Source organism: Paraburkholderia adhaesiva, from assembly GCF_021390575.1.
GTDB classification, from domain to species: Bacteria; Pseudomonadota; Gammaproteobacteria; order Burkholderiales; family Burkholderiaceae; genus Paraburkholderia; species Paraburkholderia adhaesiva.
In genome coordinates, this window is sequence record NZ_JAJEJQ010000001.1 from 25,629 (window position 1) to 48,840 (window position 23,212).

The 23,212-nt window shown below is 64.0% G+C and carries 20 protein-coding genes and 1 tRNA gene; 18 read left to right on the top strand and 3 right to left on the bottom strand.

Annotation, left to right across the window (positions count from 1 at the left end; genetic code table 11):
- Window positions 1-291: 291 nt before the first annotated feature.
- Together L0U80_RS00145 and gvmR are read left to right on the top strand one after the other, a co-directional pair.
- Window positions 292-2,148, top strand: a complete 1,857-nt coding sequence (locus L0U80_RS00145) for a phosphoenolpyruvate carboxykinase (GTP) (RefSeq protein WP_233861628.1) — start codon at window positions 292-294, stop codon at window positions 2,146-2,148.
- A 316-nt stretch (window positions 2,149-2,464) separates the two neighbouring features.
- On the top strand, window positions 2,465-3,589 hold the full coding sequence (gene gvmR / locus L0U80_RS00150) for a transcriptional regulator GvmR (RefSeq protein ID WP_233861630.1): 1,125 nt from the start codon (window positions 2,465-2,467) through the stop codon (window positions 3,587-3,589).
- Between the two features lie 126 nt (window positions 3,590-3,715).
- On the opposite strand, the gene L0U80_RS00155 is transcribed toward gvmR, so the two are convergent.
- From L0U80_RS00155 to dprA, 3 genes are all read right to left on the bottom strand, one after another.
- Window positions 3,716-6,352, bottom strand: coding sequence for a DNA topoisomerase III (locus L0U80_RS00155; RefSeq protein ID WP_233861633.1), 2,637 nt, complete (start codon window positions 6,350-6,352; stop codon window positions 3,716-3,718).
- Between the two features lie 241 nt (window positions 6,353-6,593).
- Complete coding sequence (locus L0U80_RS00160; RefSeq protein ID WP_233861635.1) at window positions 6,594-6,971, bottom strand: thioredoxin family protein; 378 nt, start codon at window positions 6,969-6,971, stop codon at window positions 6,594-6,596.
- A 65-nt stretch (window positions 6,972-7,036) separates the two neighbouring features.
- On the bottom strand, window positions 7,037-8,257 hold the full coding sequence (gene dprA / locus L0U80_RS00165) for a DNA-processing protein DprA (protein ID WP_233861638.1): 1,221 nt from the start codon (window positions 8,255-8,257) through the stop codon (window positions 7,037-7,039).
- A 252-nt stretch (window positions 8,258-8,509) separates the two neighbouring features.
- Between dprA and def the strand changes: the two genes are divergently transcribed.
- The 16 genes from def to ccmB all read left to right on the top strand — a co-directional run bounded on the left by def (window position 8,510) and on the right by ccmB (window position 23,207).
- A complete protein-coding gene (gene def, locus L0U80_RS00170; RefSeq protein WP_233861640.1) occupies window positions 8,510-9,013 on the top strand; it encodes a peptide deformylase in 504 nt (167 codons plus the stop codon).
- 55 nt (window positions 9,014-9,068) lie between these two features.
- Complete coding sequence (gene fmt / locus L0U80_RS00175; protein ID WP_233861641.1) at window positions 9,069-10,067, top strand: methionyl-tRNA formyltransferase; 999 nt, start codon at window positions 9,069-9,071, stop codon at window positions 10,065-10,067.
- Window positions 10,068-10,171: 104 nt separating this feature from the next.
- Window positions 10,172-10,816, top strand: a complete 645-nt coding sequence (locus L0U80_RS00180) for a LysE family translocator (protein WP_233861644.1) — start codon at window positions 10,172-10,174, stop codon at window positions 10,814-10,816.
- A gap of 113 nt (window positions 10,817-10,929) precedes the next feature.
- Window positions 10,930-11,787, top strand: coding sequence for a zinc metalloprotease HtpX (gene htpX / locus L0U80_RS00185; RefSeq protein WP_233861647.1), 858 nt, complete (start codon window positions 10,930-10,932; stop codon window positions 11,785-11,787).
- Between the two features lie 169 nt (window positions 11,788-11,956).
- On the top strand, window positions 11,957-13,480 hold the full coding sequence (gene rsmB, locus L0U80_RS00190) for a 16S rRNA (cytosine(967)-C(5))-methyltransferase RsmB (protein ID WP_233861650.1): 1,524 nt from the start codon (window positions 11,957-11,959) through the stop codon (window positions 13,478-13,480).
- Entirely contained in the window at window positions 13,477-14,067 is a 591-nt protein-coding gene (locus tag L0U80_RS00195; protein ID WP_233861653.1) for a DUF4390 domain-containing protein, read from the top strand. The genes rsmB and L0U80_RS00195 overlap by 4 nt, the downstream gene beginning before the upstream one ends.
- Window positions 14,057-16,480, top strand: a complete 2,424-nt coding sequence (locus L0U80_RS00200) for a sensor histidine kinase (protein ID WP_233861656.1) — start codon at window positions 14,057-14,059, stop codon at window positions 16,478-16,480. The genes L0U80_RS00195 and L0U80_RS00200 overlap by 11 nt, the downstream gene beginning before the upstream one ends.
- Complete coding sequence (gene esaR / locus L0U80_RS00205) at window positions 16,481-17,167, top strand: response regulator transcription factor EsaR (RefSeq protein ID WP_233861659.1); 687 nt, start codon at window positions 16,481-16,483, stop codon at window positions 17,165-17,167.
- A gap of 81 nt (window positions 17,168-17,248) precedes the next feature.
- Window positions 17,249-17,324: transfer RNA gene (locus L0U80_RS00210), tRNA-Phe, on the top strand.
- A 326-nt stretch (window positions 17,325-17,650) separates the two neighbouring features.
- On the top strand, window positions 17,651-17,833 hold the full coding sequence (locus L0U80_RS00215) for a periplasmic nitrate reductase, NapE protein (protein WP_233861662.1): 183 nt from the start codon (window positions 17,651-17,653) through the stop codon (window positions 17,831-17,833).
- A 62-nt stretch (window positions 17,834-17,895) separates the two neighbouring features.
- The gene (locus L0U80_RS00220) at window positions 17,896-18,291 is read left to right on the top strand and encodes a chaperone NapD (RefSeq protein WP_233861665.1); all 396 of its coding nucleotides are present in this window, start codon (window positions 17,896-17,898) and stop codon (window positions 18,289-18,291) included.
- Entirely contained in the window at window positions 18,263-20,755 is a 2,493-nt protein-coding gene (gene napA, locus L0U80_RS00225; RefSeq protein ID WP_233861667.1) for a periplasmic nitrate reductase subunit alpha, read from the top strand. Before L0U80_RS00220 ends, napA begins: the two co-directional genes overlap by 29 nt.
- 9 nt (window positions 20,756-20,764) lie before the next feature.
- A complete protein-coding gene (locus L0U80_RS00230) occupies window positions 20,765-21,250 on the top strand; it encodes a nitrate reductase cytochrome c-type subunit (protein ID WP_233861669.1) in 486 nt (161 codons plus the stop codon).
- Window positions 21,251-21,265: 15 nt separating this feature from the next.
- Entirely contained in the window at window positions 21,266-21,883 is a 618-nt protein-coding gene (locus L0U80_RS00235) for a NapC/NirT family cytochrome c (RefSeq protein WP_233861671.1), read from the top strand.
- Between the two features lie 23 nt (window positions 21,884-21,906).
- Window positions 21,907-22,551 (top strand): cytochrome c biogenesis heme-transporting ATPase CcmA, encoded by a 645-nt coding sequence (gene ccmA, locus L0U80_RS00240; protein ID WP_233861673.1) that lies wholly within the window; start codon window positions 21,907-21,909, stop codon window positions 22,549-22,551.
- Window positions 22,539-23,207 (top strand): heme exporter protein CcmB, encoded by a 669-nt coding sequence (gene ccmB / locus L0U80_RS00245; RefSeq protein WP_233861675.1) that lies wholly within the window; start codon window positions 22,539-22,541, stop codon window positions 23,205-23,207. Before ccmA ends, ccmB begins: the two co-directional genes overlap by 13 nt.
- The last annotated feature ends 5 nt before the right edge of the window (window positions 23,208-23,212 follow it).

Sequence of the window (23,212 nt, forward strand, 5' to 3'; positions counted from 1 at the left end):
GGTTGTTACACTGGTCGTTTTGGGCACCGCAATTGCTTGCCCATGCCAAAACGTCCGGTACAGAACTAACCGCGAATTTTTGAATTTTTAACAGCTTGTTGGGTTTCGATGCAAGCCGCTTTACAGACGGTTTCGAACCCCTGGCTGCAAAGGCCTTGACGACCTGCTCAACCAAACGAATCGACAGTGCGAAGATTGCCTGCACTGTCCGGCTCGTAGCGGTTGCGCCTCTCGCATGCAGCGTCGAAAGGGCCGAATCGTCTTTTACTGCCCTAAAACGGAGAAAGCTCAATGAATCACCCAGATAACAACGCCCAGGTCGCAGCGCAAGTGCCTGCCTGGGTGCGCCATCGAAAACTGGTGGAGTGGGTGCAGAAGGTCGCGGCGCTGACGCAGCCGGAGCGCATCGTCTGGTGCGACGGCTCGCAGGAGGAGTACGACCGCCTGTGCCAGCAGATGGTCGATGCCGGCACGATGCGCAAGCTCAATCCCGCAAAGCGTCCGAATTCGTATCTCGCGTGCTCGGCTCCGTCCGACGTGGCGCGTGTCGAGGATCGCACGTTCATCTGCTCGGAGCGCAAGGAAGACGCCGGCCCGACCAATAACTGGATCGCCCCGGCCGAAATGCGCACGACGCTCGACGGCCTGTTCGAGGGATCCATGCGCGGCCGCACGATGTACGTCGTACCGTTTTCGATGGGCCCGCTCGGCTCACCGATCGCGCATATCGGCGTGGAATTGTCGGACAGCCCTTACGTCGCGGTGAACATGCGGATCATGACGCGCATGGGTCGCGCGGTGTATGACGTGCTGGGCGAAGACGGCGAGTTCGTGCCTTGCGTGCACTCGGTGGGCGCACCGCTCGCGGCGGGTCAGAAAGACGTGGCGTGGCCGTGCAACGACACGAAGTACATCGTCCATTTCCCCGCAACGCGCGAAATCTGGAGCTATGGCTCGGGCTACGGCGGCAATGCGCTGCTCGGCAAGAAGTGCTTTGCGCTGCGAATCGCATCGACGATGGGTCGCGACGAAGGCTGGCTCGCCGAGCACATGCTGATTCTCGGCGTGCGTTCGCCCGAGGGCCGCAAGTACCACGTCGCGGCGGCGTTCCCGTCGGCGTGCGGCAAGACCAACTTCGCGATGCTGATTCCGCCCGCCTCCCTGAGCGGCTGGGAAATCACGACGATCGGCGACGATATCGCCTGGATCAAGCCGGGCACGGATGGCCGCCTCTACGCGATCAATCCGGAAGCGGGCTACTTCGGCGTGGCGCCGGGCACGAGCGAGAAGACCAACTTCAACGCCATGGCGACGCTCAAGGAGAACGTGATTTTCACGAACGTCGCGCTGACCGACGACGGCGACGTCTGGTGGGAAGGCATGACCGACACGCCGCCCGCGCACGTCATCGACTGGCAAGGCCAGGACTGGACGCCGGAAATCGCGAAGGAGACCGGCCGCAAGGCTGCGCATCCGAACGCGCGCTTCACGGCGCCGGCCTCGCAGTGTCCGTCGATCGACGCCGAATGGGAGAACCCGAAGGGCGTGGCGATCGATGCGTTCGTGTTCGGCGGACGGCGCTCGACCACGGTGCCGCTCGTGACAGAGGCGCGCGACTGGACCGAAGGCGTCTACATGGCGGCGACCATGGGTTCGGAGACGACGGCTGCCGCCGCGGGTCAGCAAGGCGTGGTGCGGCGCGATCCGTTCGCGATGCTGCCGTTCTGCGGCTACAACATGGCCGAGTACTTCGACCACTGGCTCAAGGTGGGCGCAAAGCTCGCGCAAACGGGTGCGACGCTCCCGCGGATCTACTGCGTGAACTGGTTCCGCAAGGGTGCGGATGGCAAGTTCGTGTGGCCGGGTTTCGGCGACAACATGCGCGTGCTGGAGTGGATGGTGCGTCGTATCGAGGGCGGGGCGGGCGGCAACACGAACGCGTTCGGTGTCTCGCCGCGCTATGACGACATCGACTGGCGCGGCGTCGACTTCACGCCGGCCCAGTTCGACCAGGTCATTTCGGTCGATGCCGACGCCTGGCGCACCGAGTTGACGCTGCACTCGGATCTGTTCAAGACGCTCGCGCACGGCTTGCCCGAGGCGCTGCAGCAAACGCGCAAGGCACTGGAGGCGCGCCTCGATGGTTGAGGTGTGAGCGCTTACTGACTTTGAGGCCGCCTTCGGGCGGCCTTTTCGTTGGCGGCTCCTCGCAGCGGGGCACGATCAATGTGGGCGCGCCCGCCGTCTGTTCGCCAATCTCCGGCTTGTTTCGCTGCGATGCGGAAATTGTTGTGCCAATAGAAACAATAAGCTATCTGTCTGCACAATTCCCGCCGTCAATGAAGAGAATTTCGAGAAAAAATGGTCTTTGTAGGCAACTTCTGCAGGAACACGCCAGTCGTAGGAGAATTCGCAGCTTGCTTTGCTAATATTAAGCAAGCGCTTACAAGGCGGGAGTTGTCTAATGGATCATTTGCAGTCGATGCGAGTATTCGTCAAAGTGGCCGACCTCGGCAGTTTCGCACGGGCCGCCACAGCAATGGATATCTCCAATGCGGTTGCCACGCGTCACGTTGCCGACCTCGAAGGCCGGCTGGGTACGCGGTTGCTCAACCGCACGACCCGCAGCCTCTCACTGACCGAATCCGGTCAGGTTTATCTCGAACGCGCGCGCCAGATTCTCGACGAACTCGAAGACGTCGAGCAGATGGTGGTCGCCCGCAATCATGAGCCCGTCGGGACCTTGCGCATCGTCGCGCCGGTCGTGTTCGGGCTGCACAATCTCGCTGCGGTACTGCAGACCTACACGCAGCGCTATCCACAGGTCGTCCCCGATGTGACCCTCGTCGATCGCCAGGTCGATCTTGTCGAAGAGGGTTTCGACCTCGGTATCGTCGCGGCGCGGCAGATGCGTAGTGCGAGCATCGTCACGCGCCGCCTGACGACCGGCTGCATGACTGTCTGCGCGACGCCGGCCTACCTCGAAAAGCACGGCACGCCGACCCGTCCGGAGCAACTGATAGAGCATCCGTCGCTGTCGCTGTCGTCGGAATACTGGGGCGGCGAACGCGTATTCACGGGGCCGGATGGCGAAACCCGCGTGCGTCCAACGGACGTGATTGTCGCGAACAATACGGAAATGCTGCGTCAGTTCGCGCTGCTCGGCATGGGTATCGCGATGCTTCCGAGCTATCTGATTGGCCGCGACATGGCTCGCGGCCGGCTCGTGAGGCTGCTCAGCGACTATCGTCTGCCGCAGATCGAAATCAACGTCGCCTACCCGAGCCGCCGCCATCTGCCGGCGAAAGTGCGAACGTTCATCGATCACCTCGTCGAGCATTTCACCCAGACGCCGAACGGCCAACTCGGCGAGCAGTGGGTGAAGGACGGTCTTGCGCATCCGGCAGCAGTTCCAGCGATGGCACGCAATGCCGCGCAGCATCCCGTGGCGCCGGAGGCGTTTGCCGGTTCGGAGCCGCTTTCGAATCTGCTCGATAACGAGCGAAACCTTCGCGATGGCGAGCGGGCACCGAAGGTGGCACGCGCAACGACCGCGCGGACGCAGACTTCGGCGGTTTCGCAGCTATAAGGCGGGAATCACCGCGCATCTAGCGATGAAAAAAGGCGCAGTCTCGTAAGAGGCTGCGCCTTTTGCTTTGGAGCTGGCGGTGAGACGCTGAGGAACGCCGGGACGTTACCGCCAGGCGTTGCCCGCTCACGAGCCCGTTTTACGTGCCGCGGTTTTGCGTGCGGTCGTCTTGCGGGCTGTCGTCGTGGATTTTGCCGCTGCGGTCTTGCGCGCAGGCTTCGCGGTTTCCGATGATTCTTCGGTGGAGGCTTCTGCGGCAGACGTCGATTTTTTCGCCGCGGTTTTCGCCGCCGTCTTTGCGCTGGGTTCCTTCTTCTCGAACTCGAAGCCGATCTTGCCGTCGCTCTGCTTCACGAGGAAAGCCTTGAAGTTGCGGCCCGTACGCGACGACTTGAAGTTCGTCAGCAGGTCCGTGCGGCCCTCGGCAAGCAGCTTTGCCATCTGGTCGCGCGTAATTTCCTGCTGGAGGATCACCTTGCCCGAGCGGAAGTCGCAAGTCTTCGGATTGGCGACCGAATGCTCGCAGACGTAGCTCATGCCATGCTCGAACACGCGTCCCGCGCACTTCGGACAGGCACCCACTGCCTCCTGCTCCGAGAAATCGGGTGCTTCGCCGTCTTCGCCGCCCTGATCCTGACCGAAGTCGAACTCGAGCTTGTAGTTCTTCGTTTCGTCGTCGAACGAGAGCTTGAGGATGGCTGAGAACGGGCGACCCATCTTGCTGCGGAAGCCCGACAGCGGCCCGATCGTCTTGTTCTGCAGCAGTTCCTCGACTTCGGGGATCTCGAACTGGCGGCCGCCAGGGATCTTGGAAATCGAGAACTCGCACTTCGTGCAAGCGAAGCGCCGATAGTTCTCCTTCACCTGACCGCCGCAGTTCGGGCACGGCGTCTCGAGCGTCGCGTAGTCGCCGGGGATCGTGTCCGAGTCGTATTCCTTCGCGCGCTTGACGATGGTCTGCGTCATGCGGGCGATTTCCTGCATGAACGCATCGCGCGGCAGCTTGCCCCGCTCCATCTGCGACAGCTTGTATTCCCACTCGCCCGTGAGTTCCGGCGCGGTGAGTTCCTTCACGTCGAGGCCGCGCAGGAGCGTCATGAGCTGGAAGGCCTTCGCGGTCGGGATCAGGTCGCGCCCTTCGCGCACGAGATACTTCTCGCCGAGCAAGCCTTCGATGATCGCCGCGCGCGTGGCCGGCGTGCCGAGACCCTTCGCGGCCATGGCTTCGCGCAGTTCCTCGTCGTCGACGAGCTTGCCCGCGCCTTCCATGGCCGAGAGCAGCGTCGCTTCGTTGTAGCGTGCTGGCGGCTTCGTCACGAGTTGATGCGCGGCGATCTTGTCGGTCTTGACCTTCTCTTCTTTTTGCACCGGGACGAGGTTGGCGTCATCGCCGCCCGCGTCGCGGCCGTAGACCTGCAGCCAGCCCGGCTCGACCAGCACTTTGCCTTCGGTCTTGAAGTGATGCCCCGCGACTTCGGTGATGCGCGTCGTGACGCGATATTCGGCGGCCGGGAAGAACACAGCTAGGAAGCGCTTCACGACGAGGTCGTAAAGCTTCTGCTCGGGCTCGGAGAGCGACTTCGGCGCCTGCAGCGTCGGGATGATGGCGAAGTGGTCGCTGATCTTCGAGTTGTCGAAGATGCGCTTGTTCGGCTTCACCCAGCCACGGTCGAGCACCTGCTTCGCATGCGGCAGGTAGTTGTTGCTCTCCTTGAGCATCCCGAGCGTTTCTTTGACCGTCTCGATGTAGTCCTCGGGCAGCGCGCGCGCGTCGGTACGCGGGTACGTCAGCACCTTGTGCTTTTCATAGAGCGCCTGCGCGAGACCGAGCGTGTTCTTGGCCGAAAAGCCGAAGCGGCCATTCGCCTCACGCTGGAGGCTCGTCAGGTCGAAGAGCGCGGGCGAGAGCTGCGTGGAAGGCTTCGATTCCTCGGTGACGGTACCTTCGCGACCGTGGCAGGCCGCGACGATCGTTTCGGCGGCCGGTCGGCTCCAGAGGCGCGAGTCGCGCTTCTCGGGGTCGAATTCGTCGCGCTTGAATTTCGGGTCGTACCAGCGGCCTTCATAGAAGCCCGCCGCGCAGACGAACTCCGCGCGCACTTCCCAATAGTCACGCGGCACGAATCGGCGAATTTTCTCTTCACGTTCGACGACGATCGACAAAGTTGGCGTCTGAACACGCCCGACCGTGGTCAGGAAGAAGCCGCCGCCCTTGCTGTTGAACGCGGTCATTGCACGCGTGCCGTTGATGCCGACGAGCCAGTCAGCTTCCGAGCGGCAGCGCGCCGCGTCGGCGAGCGGTTGCATGTCTGCATCGCTGCGCAGGTGCGCGAAGCCGTCACGGATCGCGGCGGGCGTCATGGACTGCAGCCACAGGCGCTGGACCGGCTGTTTCGCCTTCGCGTGTTGCGCGATGAGGCGGAAAATCAGCTCGCCCTCGCGCCCCGCGTCGCATGCGTTGATGAGGCGGTCGACGTCCTTGCGCTTCATCAGCTTCATGAGCACTTTGAGCCGCGATTCGCTTTTTGCGATCGGGTTCACGTCGAAATGAGGCGGGATGACGGGCAGATGCGCGAAGCTCCATTTGCCTCGCTTGACTTCATAGGCTTCTGGCGCGGCGATTTCCAGCAGATGGCCGACTGCCGACGAAAGGACGAAGTCGTCGCTTTCGTAGTATTCGTCATGCTTCGCAAACCCGCCCAAAGCGCGCGCGATGTCGTTTGCGACGGACGGCTTCTCGGCGATGATCAGAGCTTTGGACATGAGTTTTGTAAGTGGGTGAATCCGGTTTGGCGCGCCTGCGGCCGACACCCCCTTGGGTCGGTCCCAGGCCGGTCCTGTTTCTCGACCGCTTTATAGCACAAGGTGCGGCGGCGGCGATTTCTGCGTCTTCTTGTTGCCTGCCGTGGTCACTCGCGGCGCCCAATCATAATGGCGCGGCGAGCCGGCCGGCAAGCGGCGGTCTGACCGGGGTCAGATTTGTTGTGAAGACACATTGCGTAGCTCACGCCTCCGCGAGCGCGGGACGCAGCTTCGGTGCGTCGGTTACGCCCGGCAGTGCCGTGAGGTCGGCGAGCATACGTTCGACCACCGCGCCATGCGGCAGTACGGTGCCAAAGAAGCACGTTGCGGTGCCGTCTTCGATCAGGATCGTCGGAAAGTTCTCCACGTCGAGGTCGTCGAAGCGGTCCGCGTGGGTTTCGATGTCGATCCACGCGAAACAGACGTCCGGATGGGCGTCGGCGATGCGGTCGAATGTCGCCCGATAGTCGCGGCACGTTCCGCACCACTCCGCGCAAAGGCACGCGACGAACAACGTGTCGCGGTCGGCGATCCGGTCGGCGATCCGGTCGGCGTCGGTGTCGAGGTTAAGCGCGGGCATGCTCGTTCCTTGTGTTCTCTTATATATAGAGGCGGTACGTTTGGCGCGAATGTAACACGCTGGCGCTAGCATGGCGTCGCCCTCACGAACCATCCACCGGGGAGCGAATTCAGTTGGCCCGCCAGTTCGAGCTGCAGCAGCGTGCTTTGCAGTACCGCTTCGGGCATGTCGGTGCGCGCCGCGAGGATTTCAAGCGTGGCTGGCGCGTGACCGAGCGCATCGAGCAGGCGCGACGCGTCTGGGCCCAGGCTGGCTGGCGGTCCGGTGCGAGCGATTCGCCGGGTTTCGTCGGTCGGTGTGGCGTGCGTGCGTGCCTGCAACGCCGATGGGGTGCGAGTCTGTCTCTGGCTGCGTTCGAGGCTACTGTCCAGCGCTCGCGCGGCGGGCTGTGGGACACCAAGCGATTCGAGTACTTCCTCCGGCGACTCGACGAGCTGCGCGCCCTGCTTGATCAACCGATGGCACCCGCGCGCGAGCGGCGCATGAATCGAACCCGGGAGTGCGAAGACGTCGCGACCCATTTCATTGGCGAGCCGCGCGGTGATCAGCGAGCCGGAACGCATGGCAGCTTCCACCACGACGACCCCCTCGACGAGTGCTGCAATCAAGCGATTTCGCTGCGGAAAATTCGCAGAGCGCGCGGGCGTGCCGAGGGGCCATTCGGAGACGATCGCGCCACGTTGGGCGAGCTGTACCGCGAGCGCCCGATGCGCGCTCGGGTAGACGAGATCCGCACCCGTGCCGATGACGGCAGCCGTTCCCCCGCATTCGTCGAGCGCTCCCCGATGCGCGGCGCCATCCACGCCGAGCGCGAGCCCTGAAACGACCGTGACGCCCGCGGCGGCGAACGCGCGTGCGAACCTTGTGGCGTCTTCGAGCGCCTGGGGCGTGGCGCTGCGGCTACCCACGACGGCGATGCTGCGCGCGTGTAGCAGGCTGAGCTTGCCTTGCACGTAAAGCATCGGCGGCGGATCGGGCATGGCGAGGAGCCGCGGCGGGTAAGCCGGATCGGCGAGCGTGACCAGCGCGTTGCCCGGCACCGCACACCAGGCGTTTAGCGCGTCGATCTGGTCCGCAAAAGAGGGCGCAGGCGGTGCGAGTGCGGCCCGCGCTGTGTCGTCGCCTGCCGTGGCGGCGAGCGTGGCCAGCGGCTGGGCCAGCACGTTCTGGGGCAGACCGAAGGCGCCGAGCAGCGTCCGCAGCGCGGCGGGCTTCAGGCCGCGCGCGGTGGAAAGGCGCAGCCAGGCGGACCGTTCGTCCGCGTCGAGCGGCAAGGGTGCGAGCATGACAAAAAAACTCCGCGCCGGGCGTGTAACAACCCGTCGTGATAAAATTTTCACTATCCGAAATACAGTGCGGCGCTTCCCGTGAGGCGTTGCGCAGACCTGTGGAGTAGCCTGCTGCGCGGGCGGCGGCGCGTTGAATCCGGCCGTTTTGTACCTATATCCTCTGCATCCTCCGATGGGCCGGCAAGCTGGCCGAACGGCCAGTCTGCGCGATGCCGGACGATCCCGGCGCCCCGAGAAATCCGCTAAATCATGGCTCTACTAAACATTCTTCATTACCCGGACAAGCGCCTGCACAAGGTCGCCAAGCCGGTCGAGGTTTTTGATGAGCGCGTTCGCAAGCTCGTCAAAGACATGGCCGAGACGATGTACGCCGCGCCTGGCGTCGGTCTTGCGGCGACGCAGGTGGACGTGCATGAGCGCATCGTCGTGATCGACGTGTCGGAGACGCACGACGAACTGCGCGTGTTCATCAATCCGAAAATCATCTGGTCAAGCGACGAACGCATGGTCCACGAAGAGGGCTGCCTTTCGGTGCCGGGCATCTACGACGATGTCGAGCGCGCCGAGAAGGTGCGCGTGCGCGCGCAGAACGAGAAGGGCGAGACCTACGAAGTCGATTGCGAAGAGCTGCTGGCTGTGTGCATCCAGCATGAAATGGATCACCTGATGGGCCGCGTGTTCGTCGAGTACCTCTCGCCGCTCAAGCAAACGCGCATCAAGAGCAAGATGAAGAAGCTCGAGCGGGCGATGTGACGCGTTCGCGTCGCCTCGTCCTCTCTTCTTTCATCCAGCCTGACTTCAAGCGCCCATGAGCCACTCCCTTCGCGTCATCTTTGCCGGCACGCCGGAATTCGCCGCTGCGGCACTTGCCGCGATCCACGAAGCGGGCTTCGCGGTGCCGCTCGTGCTGACTCAACCCGACCGCCCGGCCGGGCGCGGGATGAAGCTTCAGGCGAGCCCGGTCAAGCGCTATGCGCAGGATAACGCGCTCGCGGTGGCGCAGCCGACGTCACTGCGGCGCGCGGGCAAGTACCCGGAGGAAGCCGCCACCGCGCTGGACTTGCTGCACGCGACACCACACGACGTGATGGTTGTGGCCGCCTACGGTTTGATCCTGCCGCAGGAAGTGCTGGATATTCCTCCGCACGGCTGCATCAACATTCACGCGTCGCTTCTGCCGCGCTGGCGGGGTGCCGCGCCGATCCACCGTGCAATCGAAGCGGGGGACACCGAAAGCGGTATCACGCTGATGCAGATGGACGCCGGCCTCGACACCGGGCCGATGATCTCCGAAGTGCGCACGCCGATCGCCCCGGTCGATACCACCGCGACACTGCACGACCGCCTCGCGCAACTGGGCGCGGAACTGATCGTGAAGGCGCTCGTCGACCTGGAGCGCAACGGCACGCTGCCTTCGACGCCGCAGCCGGCGCAAGGCGCCAACTACGCCGAAAAGATCGGTAAGCAGGAAGCAGCGCTCGACTGGCGCCGTCCCGCCGACGTGCTCGCTCGCCAGATCCGCGCTTTCGATCCGTTTCCCGGCGGCGTCGCGACGCTTGATGGCGCGCAGGTCAAGCTCTGGGCCGCCGAACCGGCGGACGGGACGAGTGTTCCTGCTGGTGCCGCACCGGGCCAGATCATCGACGTGTCGCCCGCCGGTGTGGTGGTGGCGTGCGGCGAGGGCACGCTGCGCGTAACGCAGTTGCAGAAGCCGGGCGGCAAGCGCCTGCCGGCACGCGAATTCCTGGCTGGCTTACCGCTTGCAGCGGGGCAGCGTTTCCAGTTGCCCGATACGCCCACAGTCTGAACGACGCCGGAATCGGGCACCAGTCGTCCGTTCGGCCAGGTGTCGCGCTCGATTCCAGGCGCGTTAGAATCGGTTCAGCCTGATTTGTTTTTCCTGAGGTCGTCATGTTCGGTATCACCCACTTTGGTTTTTTCGTCGTCGCGGTCTTTTTGCTCAACGTGACGCCGGGCCCTGATACCGCTTACATCGTCGGCCGCAGCGTCGCACAAGGACGTGGTGCCGGTCTTGTCTCCGCGCTCGGCATTTCGGCGGGGTGCTGCGTGCATTCGCTCGCGTGCGCGTTTGGCCTGACTGCGCTGCTCGCGGCGTCGGCTACCGCGTTCACCGTGGTCAAGTTCGTCGGCGCGCTTTATCTCGTGTATCTCGGCGTCCGGCTGATCTTCGTGAAGGTCGCACCTGCGCCCGTCAAGACCGAAGCAGCGCCGCGCGCCACGGCGCCCCGGCCGCTTCGTCAGCTATTCCTCCAGGGTTTCTGGACCAACGTTCTCAATCCCAAGGTAGTGCTGTTCTTCGTCTCGTTCTTCCCGCAGTTCGTGTCTGCCGGCAGTTCGCACAAGGCGCTTGCGTTCCTTGCGCTCGGCGTCGTGTTCGTGGCTATGAGTACGGTCTGGAACAGTTTCGTTGCCTGGATCGCCGGCAGTGTTACGCGGCGCTTCTCGGGCAAGCCGGGCGTCAAGAAGTGGCTCGACCGCAGTGTCGGTACCGCGTTCGTCGGCCTTGGCGTGAAGCTTGCCACTGCCACCCGCTAACGTTGAATTTTTCGCATCCACCCATATCTAACAGATCGCTTACAATGCGCCCGCCGCGTCGGTGAGACGGGCGCCGACTGATTTGATTCCCCTCTTGGGTTAAGGAGCACAGCATGTTCAACTGGGTCAAAACCGCGATGTTGATGGCCGCGATTACGGCCCTCTTTATCGTGATCGGCGGCCTGATCGGCGGTCAGCGCGGCATGATGTTCGCGCTCGTGATGGCGCTCGGCATGAACTTCTTCTCGTACTGGTTCTCGGACAAGATGGTCCTGCGCATGTACAACGCTCAGGAAGTGGACGAGAACACGGCGCCGCAGTTCTATCGCATGGTCCGCGAGCTTTCCACGCACGCCAATCTGCCGATGCCGCGCGTCTATCTCATCAACGAGGATGCGCCCAACGCCTTTGCCACCGGCCGCAATCCGGAAAATGCGGCCGTTGCCGCCACTACGGGCATCCTGCGCGTGCTCTCCGAGCGCGAGATGCGTGGTGTGATGGCGCATGAACTCGCACACGTGAAGCATCGTGACATCCTCATTTCGACGATTTCCGCCACGATGGCCGGTGCGATCGCGGCGCTCGCGAACTTCGCGATGTTCTTTGGCGGCCGCGACCAAAATGGGCGCTCGGCCAATCCGATTGCGACCATCGCCGTCGCTTTGCTGGCGCCGATCGCGGCCGCGCTGATCCAGATGGCGATTTCGCGTGCGCGGGAGTTCGAGGCTGACCGCGGCGGTGCGCAGATTTCGGGCGATCCGCAAGCGCTCGCGTCTGCGCTCGACAAGATTCACCGCTACGCACAGGGCATCCCGTTCCGGACCGCTGAAGAGCATCCGACCACCGCGCAGATGATGATCATGAATCCCCTCTCGGGCGGCGGTATGGCGAACCTGTTCTCGACGCACCCCGCTACCGAAGAGCGTATTTCGCGTCTCATGGAAATGGCGCGCACGGGTCGCTTCGACTAAGCCGCACTTTTTTCGCGATCCTCTGCGATGAACAGGGCAGGCAATGTGCCTGCCCTGTTCGTTTGCGCGAGGTTCAGGCGCGTCCGGCCGCGTCTGAAGCGTTGCGCTCACGCCACGCTACAATGCATCGTTTGCGCCATGCTCTACGTGGCCCGCTTCCGGTTTTTTCATGACATCCAGTTCTTCCCGGCGACCTGCCGCCCCGTCCCGCGACCGACGCTCAAGCCCTGGCGCGCGCAAGCCCGGCACTGCGGCTGGCCATCAGTCGGTGCATCTGTCACCTGATTCGCTCGGCTTCGCGCTGGACCAGGCCGCACACGCCGTCGGCGCGGTGCGCGCGGGTGCAGCGTTGCCTGCCGCGCTGACGAGCGCCTTCGCCGCTCTGCCCCCCGATTTTGCTCCGCTCGCGCGCGGCGCCGTGCAGGACATCGCCTATAGGACGATGAGGCGGCTCGGCCTCGTCGACTGGCTGATCAAGCAACGCGTGAGCAAGGCGCCGCCGCCTCTTGTCGCAAATCTGATCGCGTGCTCGCTGGCGCTGCTCGTCGATGACGAAGCCAACGCCGCTTACGCTCCGTTCACGGTCGTCGATCAGGCCGTCCGCGCGGTAGGAGCGCGACGTGACACGGCGTTCGCGAAAGGTCTCGTGAACGCCGTGCTGCGTGGTTTCCTGCGCGAGCGCGAGGCGGCGCTTACCGCTGCACAAAGCAACGAGGTCGCGCGCTGGAATTACCCGCAATGGTGGATCGACGCGACGCGCACCGCGTGGCCCGGCCAATGGCAGGCGATTCTCGCCGTCGGGAACACGCACGGCCCGCTCACGCTACGCGTGAACGCGCGCCGCACAACAGCGGCCGATTACCTGAAGCGCCTTCAGGCCGCGAACATCGACGCAGCGCAGATCGGCGAACACGCCGTGCGCCTCGCGACGCCATTGCCGGTCGATCGCATTCCTGGTTTCATGGCGGGCGATGTCTCGGTGCAGGACGCAGGCGCGCAAATCGCCGCCCAACGTCTCGGCGTTCGGGACGGCATGCGCGTCCTCGACGCCTGCGCGGCGCCCGGCGGCAAGAGCGGCCATCTGCTCGAACTCGCGGACATCGACCTGATCGCGCTCGAAAGCGACGCGACGCGCGCGCGACGCATCGACGAGAACCTCGAGCGGCTCGGCTTCGCCCAGCACGATCCGGCGCATCCGATGCGCAGCGCGCGGGTCGTGACCGGCGACGCGGGCGACCCCGCCGCCTGGTACGACGGCCAGCCGTTCGACCGCATCCTGGCCGACGTGCCGTGCTCGGCGTCGGGCATCGTGCGGCGACATCCAGACATCCGCTGGCTGCGTCGTCAAAGCGATATCGCAGCGCTTGCGAAGGAGCAGCGCCGTATCGTCGATGCGCTGTGGTCGCTCCTGAAACCGGGCGGCGAACTGCTCTATGTGACCTGTTCGATCTTTCCGCAGGAGGGCGAAGAGGCGGCGCGCTGGTTTGAAAACAGCCGCCCGGATGCTGTACGATTGGACGCGCCGGGGCAACTGTTGCCGACGGCCGGGGGCGCGCCGAGCGGGGAGGCTGACAACGGCGCAGCCAGCAAGGCGCAGCCTGACGCGGCACCGAACGAAGCGGGTAGCACCGCCGATCCGAGCCGCACCGCCGATCACGACGGATTCTTCTACGCGCGCTTTCAGAAACGGTGACCATTAAACGCTTCTTCTCGCTGCGGTTCGCGGCCCTGATCTGGCTTGCGCTGGTCGCCGGTTTCATCGCCGCGACGCCGGCGCGCGCCGAGTCGATCTCGGTGCAGCGCGCGTCGCTGCAAGCCGACGGCACGGGCTGGAGCCTCGACGCCCAGTTCAGCTTCGAACTGAACAGCAGCCTTGAAGACGCGGTCAACAAGGGCATTCCGCTCTACTTCACCACCGATTTCGAACTCTCGCGCCCGCGCTGGTACTGGTTCGACGAGCAGCCCGTAAGCGCCTCGCAGAGCATCCGGCTCTCATTTCAGCCGCTCACGCGCGAATATCGCGTGTCGACCGGGGGCCTTCAACTCGGTTTCCCGACGCTCGCCGAGGCGCTCGCCGTCATCAAACACGTCACTTCGTGGCACGTGATCGACCCCAAAGACGTGCGTCAGGGCGAAACCTACACGGCCTCGGTGCGCATGCAACTCGACGTCGCGCTCATGCCCAAGCCATTCCAGATCGACGCGGTCAACAACCGCGACTGGAATCTCTCTTCCGACTGGAAGCGCTTCAACTTCACGGTGACCGAACGTGCTAAATAAAGTGCGCCGCGCCACCAGCGTCAGCAGCATCGTCGTCAGGCTGCTCGTGTCCACCGTCGCGTTCACCGCGACGCTGCTGCTCCTGCTGCTCGCCGCCGCGAGCGCGAACACCGAATTCTTCGATCGCTATTACGGCTGGCTCTATGCGGCCAACATCGTCGTCGCGCTGATCTTCCTGTCCGTGGTGACGGCGCTCGTGATCGTGATCGTCGTGCGCCTGAGGCGCGGCAAGTTCGGCACACGGCTGCTAGCGAAGCTCGCGTTTTTCTTCGCGCTCGTCGGCGTCGTGCCGGGCGGGATCATTTACGTCGTTTCGTATCAGTTCGTCTCGCGCTCGATCGAGTCGTGGTTCGACGTGAACATCGAAACTGCGCTCACGGCCGGCCTGAATCTCGGGCGCGGCATGCTGGATGCTTCGCTCGCCGATCTGCAGACCAAGGCGCGGCTCATGGCCGAGCAGATTGCGAGCGCTGACTCCGCGGGCACCACGCTCACGCTACTGCGCGCGCGCGATCAGTTCGGCGTGCAGGACGCGATCATCGTCACGCCGGACCGCAGCAGTTTGGGTGCGACGCCGGAAATGCACGTCGTCGCCCAGGCGTCGAGCAACCTGTCGTTGCTCGTGCCCGCCAACCTGCCTACGCCGCTCATGATCGCGCAGGCGCGTTCGCATGGTTACTACGCGGCGATCGAAGGCGAAGTGGACGGCGATCCGCACGAACTCGGCACGAAAGGGCCGCTGCGGTTGCGTGTCGTGACACGCATTCCCGATGCGAACACCACCGACCTGAAGCCCACAGAACGCTTCCTGCAACTCGAGCAGCCGGTGTCTGCAACGCTCGCGCGCAACGCGGACGCTGTGCAGCGCGCGTATCGCGAGTATCAGGAGAAGGCGCTCGGCCGCACGGGCCTGCGCAAGATGTACATCGGCACACTCACGCTCGCGCTCTTCCTTGCGACCTTCGTCGCGATGATGCTCGCGCTCGCGCTCGGCAACCAGCTCGCGCGGCCGCTCTTCCTGCTCGCGCAGGGCACGAAGGAAGTGACCGAGGGCGACTACACGCCGAAGCGCGAAATCAAATCGCGCGACGAACTCGGCTTCCTCACGCAGTCGTTCAACGCGATGACGCGCCAGCTTTCCGAAGCGCGCGCGGCGGTCGAGAAGAACCGCGTCGCGCTCGAACATTCGAAGGCGTACCTCGAAAGCATTCTCGCGAACCTCACGGCCGGTGTGTTCGTGTTCGACCGCCAGTTCCGGCTGACCACGGCGAATCCGGGCGCGGAACGCATCTTCCGTCAGCCCTTTGAGACGCAGCTCGGCGTATCGCTCGATCACATCGCGGCGCTGGCGGAGTTTGGCGCGATGGTACGCAAGGCGTTTGCCGATCAGGAGGCTGCGAGCAGCGACGATGACAACGCGCGCGGCCACTGGCAGCAACAGTTCTCGGTGCCGATTTCGGGCGAAGCCGATCCGCTCACGCTGCTCGTGCGCGGCGCGCGCCTCGTCTCGGACACGGGCCGCGACGCGGGCGACATGCAGACGTCGGGCTATGTGGTCGTGTTCGACGACATCTCCGACGTGATCTCGGCTCAGCGCTCGGTTGCGTGGGGCGAAGTCGCGCGGCGTCTCGCGCACGAGATCAAGAATCCGCTCACGCCGATCCAGCTTTCGGCGGAACGCCTCCAGATGAAACTCTCGGATAAACTCGCGCCTGCCGACGCCGACGTGCTCAAGCGCGGCGCGACGACGATCGTGAATCAGGTCGCGGCGATGAAGCAGATGGTCGACGATTTCCGCGACTACGCGCGCACGCCGCCGGCGGTGCTTGCGAGCCTGCAGCTCAACGATCTGGTGAGCGAGGTGCTCACGCTGTATGGCGCGGAGGAAGGCAAGAGCGCGCTGGAGGTGGAGCTGTCGGCGCTGCCGGTGATACGCGGCGATGCGACGCAACTGCGCCAGGTGATCCACAACCTGCTGCAGAATGCGCAGGACGCGGTGGCCGACACGCCGAATCCACGTGTGCTGCTCGAAACGCGGGCCGTAGAATACGGAGACCCGGACGCCGAAGGCCGCACGCGCGTGGCTGTCCGACTCACGGTATCGGACAACGGACCAGGCTTCCCGGCGCGGATTCTGACGCGAGCGTTCGAGCCCTATGTGACGACGAAAGCCAAAGGAACAGGACTCGGGCTTGCGATGGTCAAGAAGATCGTCGATGAGCACGGTGCGCGCATCGACATTCGTAATCGCCTGAAGGCGGGCGATGTAATCGAAGGCGCACAGATCTCGATTCTCTTTCTCCAGTTGGCCGACGACGCCGACACGCCAGGGTCTGGCGAGCGGGTGGGACGTCCCGCGACGGAGCAGGGAATAAAAGCAACAGCGGCAACAGTGCAGACAAGGGCAGCGTAAATGGCAACCATCCTGGTGGTAGACGATGAAATGGGCATCCGGGAATTGCTCTCGGAGATCCTGAGCGACGAAGGACACGTCGTGGAGCTGGCGGAGAACGCGCAGGATGCGCGCGAGTTCCGGCTGCGTCAGGTGCCCGACCTGGTGCTGCTCGATATCTGGATGCCGGATACCGACGGCGTCACGCTGCTCAAAGAGTGGGCGGCACAGTCGCTACTGACGATGCCGGTCATCATGATGTCGGGGCATGCGACGATCGACACTGCCGTCGAGGCGACGAAGATCGGGGCACTGAATTTCCTCGAAAAGCCGATCGCGCTGCAAAAGCTGCTGAAAGCGGTCGAGCAGGGACTCGCGCACGGTACCGCCGCGCCGGTGGCGGCGCAGGCTTCGGGCAAGCCGGCGGCGGGAGGTTCTGCCGTGGTGGCTTCTGCAGCGGCACTTCCCGTGCTCGCGGGCGATGGCGTGCAAGGTGCGGCCGCGGTGGTGCAGATGGCGTCGATTTCGTTCGACATCCCGCTGCGCGACGCCCGCGACGCGTTCGAGCGTGCCTACTTCGAATATCACCTTGCGCGCGAGAACGGCAGCATGACGCGCGTCGCCGAAAAAACCGGGCTCGAACGCACGCACCTGTACCGCAAGCTCAAGCAGTTGGGTGTGGATCTCGGCAAGAGCAAAGGTGAATGAGTCTGCGAGCCCGCGCCGCCTGGAGTTTGGCAAAGGGCTTGCGTCAGGCGTCAAGAATCGCTATACTCTTTCTTCTCAGTTGGCCCGGTAGCTCAGTTGGTAGAGCAGCGGATTGAAAATCCGCGTGTCGATGGTTCGATTCCGTCCCAGGCCACCAGATTTAGACGCCCAACCGTTCGCGGTTGGGCGTTTTCATTTGTGGCGTTCAAAAACGCCATGCGGACTTCCCGGTTGACCTGATGCTCCAGCCAGGCCCAGACGCGGGCCGGGCACAGGCGAGGCTCAAACTCAGGCCCGCACGTTCGCAAACCATGGCCGAGTGACGATGCCAGCGGTGGCAAATACCGGGCATTCACCTTGACAAGCGCCACGGCGTCCACCAAAAATTCAACGCATAAATATAAGAAATAAGTAGGGGATGCCGTCCGCCTGTCTTCGGCGGGCTCGCCATTACGCACGTTGGAGTGTTGCGAGGATCGCATCATGAGTGACGTACCGGCCAAAGACGTACGACCCACCGACGTACCGACCCGATCACAAGAACTACTCAGCTTTCTTTTTCTGACCGTCGTCCTGATCCCGGTGCTGACCGTACTGTTCATCGCCGCCTATGGCTTCGCCGTCTGGATTTACCAGATGCTGATCGGCGGCCCCCCACATCACTGAATTTCCTGGCAAGACTGTAGTGGACACGCGCCGCGCCGTCCGCGCGGACAGGAGAGCAGATCATGCGGTCCAGTAAAGGACGCACACGCGAACGCATCCGCGAACGCACACGCGCCGCCGCCCCATCAGGCGGCCCAGCCCCGGTCGAGGCGCAGGCGGCGTGCTCCGCGGAGATCCATATCGTCGGCGTCGTCGTGTATGCAAGTTCAGCGCATCTCAAAAACGTCGCTGGCACAATCGGACGCATGGCCGGAGTGGAAATTCACGCCGTCTCGGAGCAAGGCAAACTCGTCGTTACCATCGAAGGCCATGGAAGCGACGAGGTTGCCAATACGCTCCAGGCGATCCACGGGCTACCCGGGGTCTATTCAGCCGCGCTCGTATACCAGCACCACGAAGACGCCGAGTCGTTGAACGAGGAGCTTGTCGATGAAGCTGACCCGCCGGGCGTTTATTAAGCAGACCGCAGCAGCGAGTGCTGCGTCTGCCGCGGGAATCACGCTCAGCGCCCCTCTGGCGCTGGCCGCCGATAGCGTGGACAACGGACTCACGTGGTCGAAAGCGCCGTGCCGGTTCTGCGGTACCGGCTGCGGTGTCAGCGTGGGCGTCAAGGGAGAGAAGGTCGTCGCGACCGTCGGCGATCCCCATGCCGAGGTCAACCGCGGCCTGAACTGCGTGAAGGGTTACTTCCTGTCGAAGATCATGTACGGCGAGGACCGCCTGACGACACCGCTCTTACGCATGAAAGACGGCAAGTACGACAAGAACGGCGAGTTCGCGCCGGTCAGCTGGGATCAGGCGTTCGACGTGATGGCCGACCAGTTCAAGCGCGCGCTGAAGGCGAAAGGCCCGTCGGCGGTCGGCATGTTCGGCTCGGGCCAGTGGACGATCTTCGAAGGCTATGCGGCGTTGAAGCTCATGAAGGGGGGCTTTCGCACCAACAACATCGACCCGAACGCGCGGCACTGCATGGCGTCCGCAGTGGCCGGTTTCATGCGGACCTTCGGCATGGACGAGCCGATGGGCTGCTACGACGACATCGAGCAAACCGATGCTTTCGTGTTGTGGGGCGCGAACATGGCCGAGATGCACCCGGTGCTGTGGACGCGTGTCACCGACCGGCGCCTGTCGGCGCCGAACGTCAAGGTTGTGTCGCTGTCCACCTTCGAGCAGCGTACGTTCGACCTCGCCGACGAAACGATTGTCTTTACGCCGCAGGGCGACCTCGCGATCCTCAACTACATCGCGAACTACATCATCAAGAACGGCAAGGTGAACCGCGATTTCGTCGATAAGCACACGGTCTTCAAACGCGGCAACACCGACATCGGCTACGGGCTGCGTCCCGAGCATCCACTACAGAAGGCTGCGAAGAACGCGGCCGATGCCGGCGGCGCAAAGCCGATGACGTACGACGAATATGCGAAGTTCGTTTCAACCTACGACGCAGCGTATGTGACAAAGCTGTCCGGTGTGTCGAAGACGAAGCTCGACCAGCTCGCGAAGCTGTACGCCGATCCGAATATCAAGGTGATGTCGCTCTGGACCATGGGCTTTAACCAGCACACGCGTGGGACATGGGCCAACAATCTCGTCTACAACCTGCATCTGCTGACCGGCAAGATCGCGACGCCGGGCAACAGTCCGTTCTCGCTGACCGGCCAGCCATCCGCGTGCGGCACCGCGCGCGAGGTCGGCACGTTCTCCCATCGCCTGCCGGCCGACATGGTCGTGGCGAATCCTAAGCATCGTGCGGAAACCGAGCGCATCTGGAAGCTGCCGCCGGGCACGATCCCCGACAAGCCCGGCTATCACGCCGTGCTGCAAAACCGCATGCTGAAGGACGGCAAGCTGAACGCGTACTGGATCCAGGTGAACAACAACATGCAGGCGGCGCCGAACATGATGCAGGAAGGCCTGCCCGGCTACCGCAACGCGGACAACTTCATCGTGGTGTCCGACGTGTATCCGACTGTCACGTGCGTTGCCGCCGACCTGATTCTGCCGACCGCAATGTGGGTTGAGAAGGAAGGCGCCTACGGCAATGCGGAACGGCGCACGCAGTTCTGGCATCAGCTCGTGCCCGCACCGGGCGAAGCGCGCTCGGACCTGTGGCAATTGCTCGAATTTTCGAAGCGTTTCAAGGTCGAGGAAGTCTGGCCCGAGGATCTGCTCGCGAAGAAACCCGAGTTCCGGGGCAAGACGCTGTTCGACGTGCTCTACCGCAACGGGCAGGTGGACAAATTCCCGGTGTCGCAGACCGATCCGAAATATCGCAACGACGAAGCCAAGGCGTTCGGCTTCTACGTGCAAAAGGGCTTGTTCGAGGAATACGCGGCCTTCGGGCGAGGGCATGGCCACGACCTCGCGTCGTTCGACACTTACCACAGGGCGCGCGGCCTGCGCTGGCCGGTCGTCAATGGCAAGGAAACCCGCTGGCGTTACCGGGAAGGCTCGGATCCGTACGTGAAGGCGGGCACCGGTTGGCAGTTCTACGGCAACCCGGACGGCCGTGCCGTCATTTTCGCGCTGCCTTATGAGCCTGCCGCCGAATCGCCGGATAAGGAATATCCGTACTGGCTATCGACCGGACGCGTGCTCGAACACTGGCATTCGGGGTCGATGACGCGGCGCGTGCCCGAACTCTATCGTGCGTTTCCGAACGCGGTGTGCTTCATGCATCCCGACGATGCGAAAGCCCAGGGCCTGAGACGAGGCGACGCGATTTCGGTGACGTCGCGGCGCGGCTACATCGTGACGCGCGTGGAAACGCGCGGGCGCGTCAAACCTCCGCGCGGACTGGTGTACGTGCCGTGGTTCGATGCGAGCCAGTTGATCAACAAGGTCACGCTCGATGCGACCGATCCGATCTCGCTGCAGACGGATTTCAAGAAGTGTGCGGTGAAGATCGCCAAAGTCTAGGGGACGACCATGCGGATCTGGGGCGTCATTGTCAGCGTTGCCGTGTTATTCATCCCGGTGGCCGATGCTGCGCCGCCCACCGTACCGCCACCTCCGTTCGTCGATCCGTTGCGCGGCCCGACGGCGCTCGACCAGGCGACAAAGCCGCCGCTGATGGCGCCGACCGAGAACAAGGACGTGATCCGCGGGCGCGCATTTGCGCAGCAGCCGCCGACGATTCCGCACAAGATCGACGGCTATCAGCTCGACCGCAACGCGAACGTCTGTCTCGCGTGTCACGCGCGCAGCCGCGCCGCGCAGAGCGGTGCGACACCGATCGGCATTTCGCACTACTCGAATCGCGCGGGTGAAACGCTCGGCCATCTGGCGCCGCGCCGTTACTTCTGCACCGCGTGCCACGTACCGCAGGCCGATACGCAACCTCTCGTCGGCAACACCTTCATGGAACTCAACGACGTGAAGATGCCGAGCGGTGCGCGCGCGAAGCGCCCCTGATCAGGAAGGCCCGATATGCGCAATCTCATCCGGCGCTACTGGCAGATCATCACCCGCCCGTCCGTGTATTTCAGCCTCGGGTTTCTGACGCTGGGCGGCTTCATTGCCGGGGTCGTGTTCTGGGGTGCGTTCAACACGGCGATGGAGCTCACGAATACCGAGCGTTTCTGCATCGCCTGCCACGAGATGCGCGACAACACCTACTCAGAACTGCAGACAACGATTCACTACTCGAACCGTACCGGCGTGCACGCGGTGTGCTCCGATTGCCACGTGCCGCACGCGTGGACCAGCAAGATCGCGCGCAAGATGCAGGCGTCGAAGGAAGTCTGGGCGAAGATATTCGGCACCATCAACACGCGCGAGAAGTTCCAGGATCGCCGGCTCGAACTGGCCGAGCATGAATGGAGACGCATGAAGGCGAACGACTCGCTCGAATGCCGCAATTGCCACTCGTTCGAACACATGGATTTCACGCGCCAGAGCCCGCGTGCGCAGGCTGCGCACCAGCGATTTCTGGGTACCGGCGAGAGGACCTGCATCGACTGTCACAAGGGCATCGCGCATCACTTGCCGAACATGCAGCAGGCGCAGGAGGACATGGAACAGTGGGAGAAGCAGCAGAAGCAGTGACCGCATAGAGGGGACAGCATCGGATGCTTTCGATCGAGCAACTGGCTATGGCGCGTGGCGGCAAGCTGCTCGCGTCGGGTATCGACATGCAGGTGGAGCCGGGCGGCGCGCTGCAGATTCACGGCGCGAACGGCAGCGGCAAGACCACGCTGATCGGTGTGCTTGCCGGGCTGCGGCGGCCCGTGGCGGGGCGTGTGCGTTGGCGTGGTGTTGACGTGCACGCGCATCCCGCGCCATTCCGGCGCGATCTAGCCTACGTCGGCCACGCGAATGGCGTTAGCGATGACCTGACCGTCGCCGAAAACATCCGCTTTGCGGCGCGGCTCGACGATCGCCGCCCGCACCCTGCGTACGGCGCGGACGACGAGCGCGATGTGCTCGAACGCGCGGGCCTCTTTGCGTTGCGCGCGCGGCGCGTCGGCACGCTGTCACAGGGGCAGCGCAGGCGCGTGGCGCTCGCGCGGCTCATCGCTTCCGCCAAGCGGCTCTGGCTGCTCGACGAGCCCGTCGATGCACTCGACGCCACCGCCGCCGACTGGCTCGAAACCTGTATCGCTTCGCATCTGCGCGATGGCGGCATGGTCGTGTCGACCACGCATCGGCCGTTCGCGATGGCGGGCGTCACGCACCATCTGGATCTCGATCAGGGCCGCGCATGGTCGGACTGACACTGGCGATCGTCGGCCGGGAATTGATGCTGAGCTGGCGGCGGCGCGCCATCGCCATCGGCGGCTTGATGTTTTTCGTGATCGCGTCGAGTCTCTTCGCGCTCGCGCTCGGCCCCGATCCGAAACTGCTGCACGCGGTGGCGCCGGGCGTCGTCTGGGTGACGGCGCTCTTCGCCGCGATGCTGTCGACCGGCCAGCTATTCGGCCACGATTATTCGAGCGGCGCGCTCGAGCAGATGCTGCTTTCGCCGCAGCCGCTCGCGCTGATCGTGCTCGGCAAAGTGCTCGCGCACTGGCTGACGAGCGGCTTCGCGTTGACGCTGCTCGTGCCCGTCGTCGCCCTGCAATACGACCTCGATTTCACCGCCGTGCTGCCGCTGATGGGTTCGCTGCTGCTCGGCACGCCTTTGTTGAGTCTGCTCGGTGCGATCGGCGCGGCGCTGACGCTCGGCGTGCGCGGCGGCGGCGTAATGCTTGGACTGCTCGTGCTGCCGCTCGACGTGCCGGTGCTGATTTTCGGCGCAGGCGCGGCCAACGCCGCTGCCGATCCCGCGTGGGCGAGCGCGAACTTTTCGCTGCTCGGCGCCGCGCTGTGCCTCGGCGTGTGGCTGTGCCCATGGGCCAGCGCCGCCGCGCTGCGCATTGCGATGGAATGACCGCG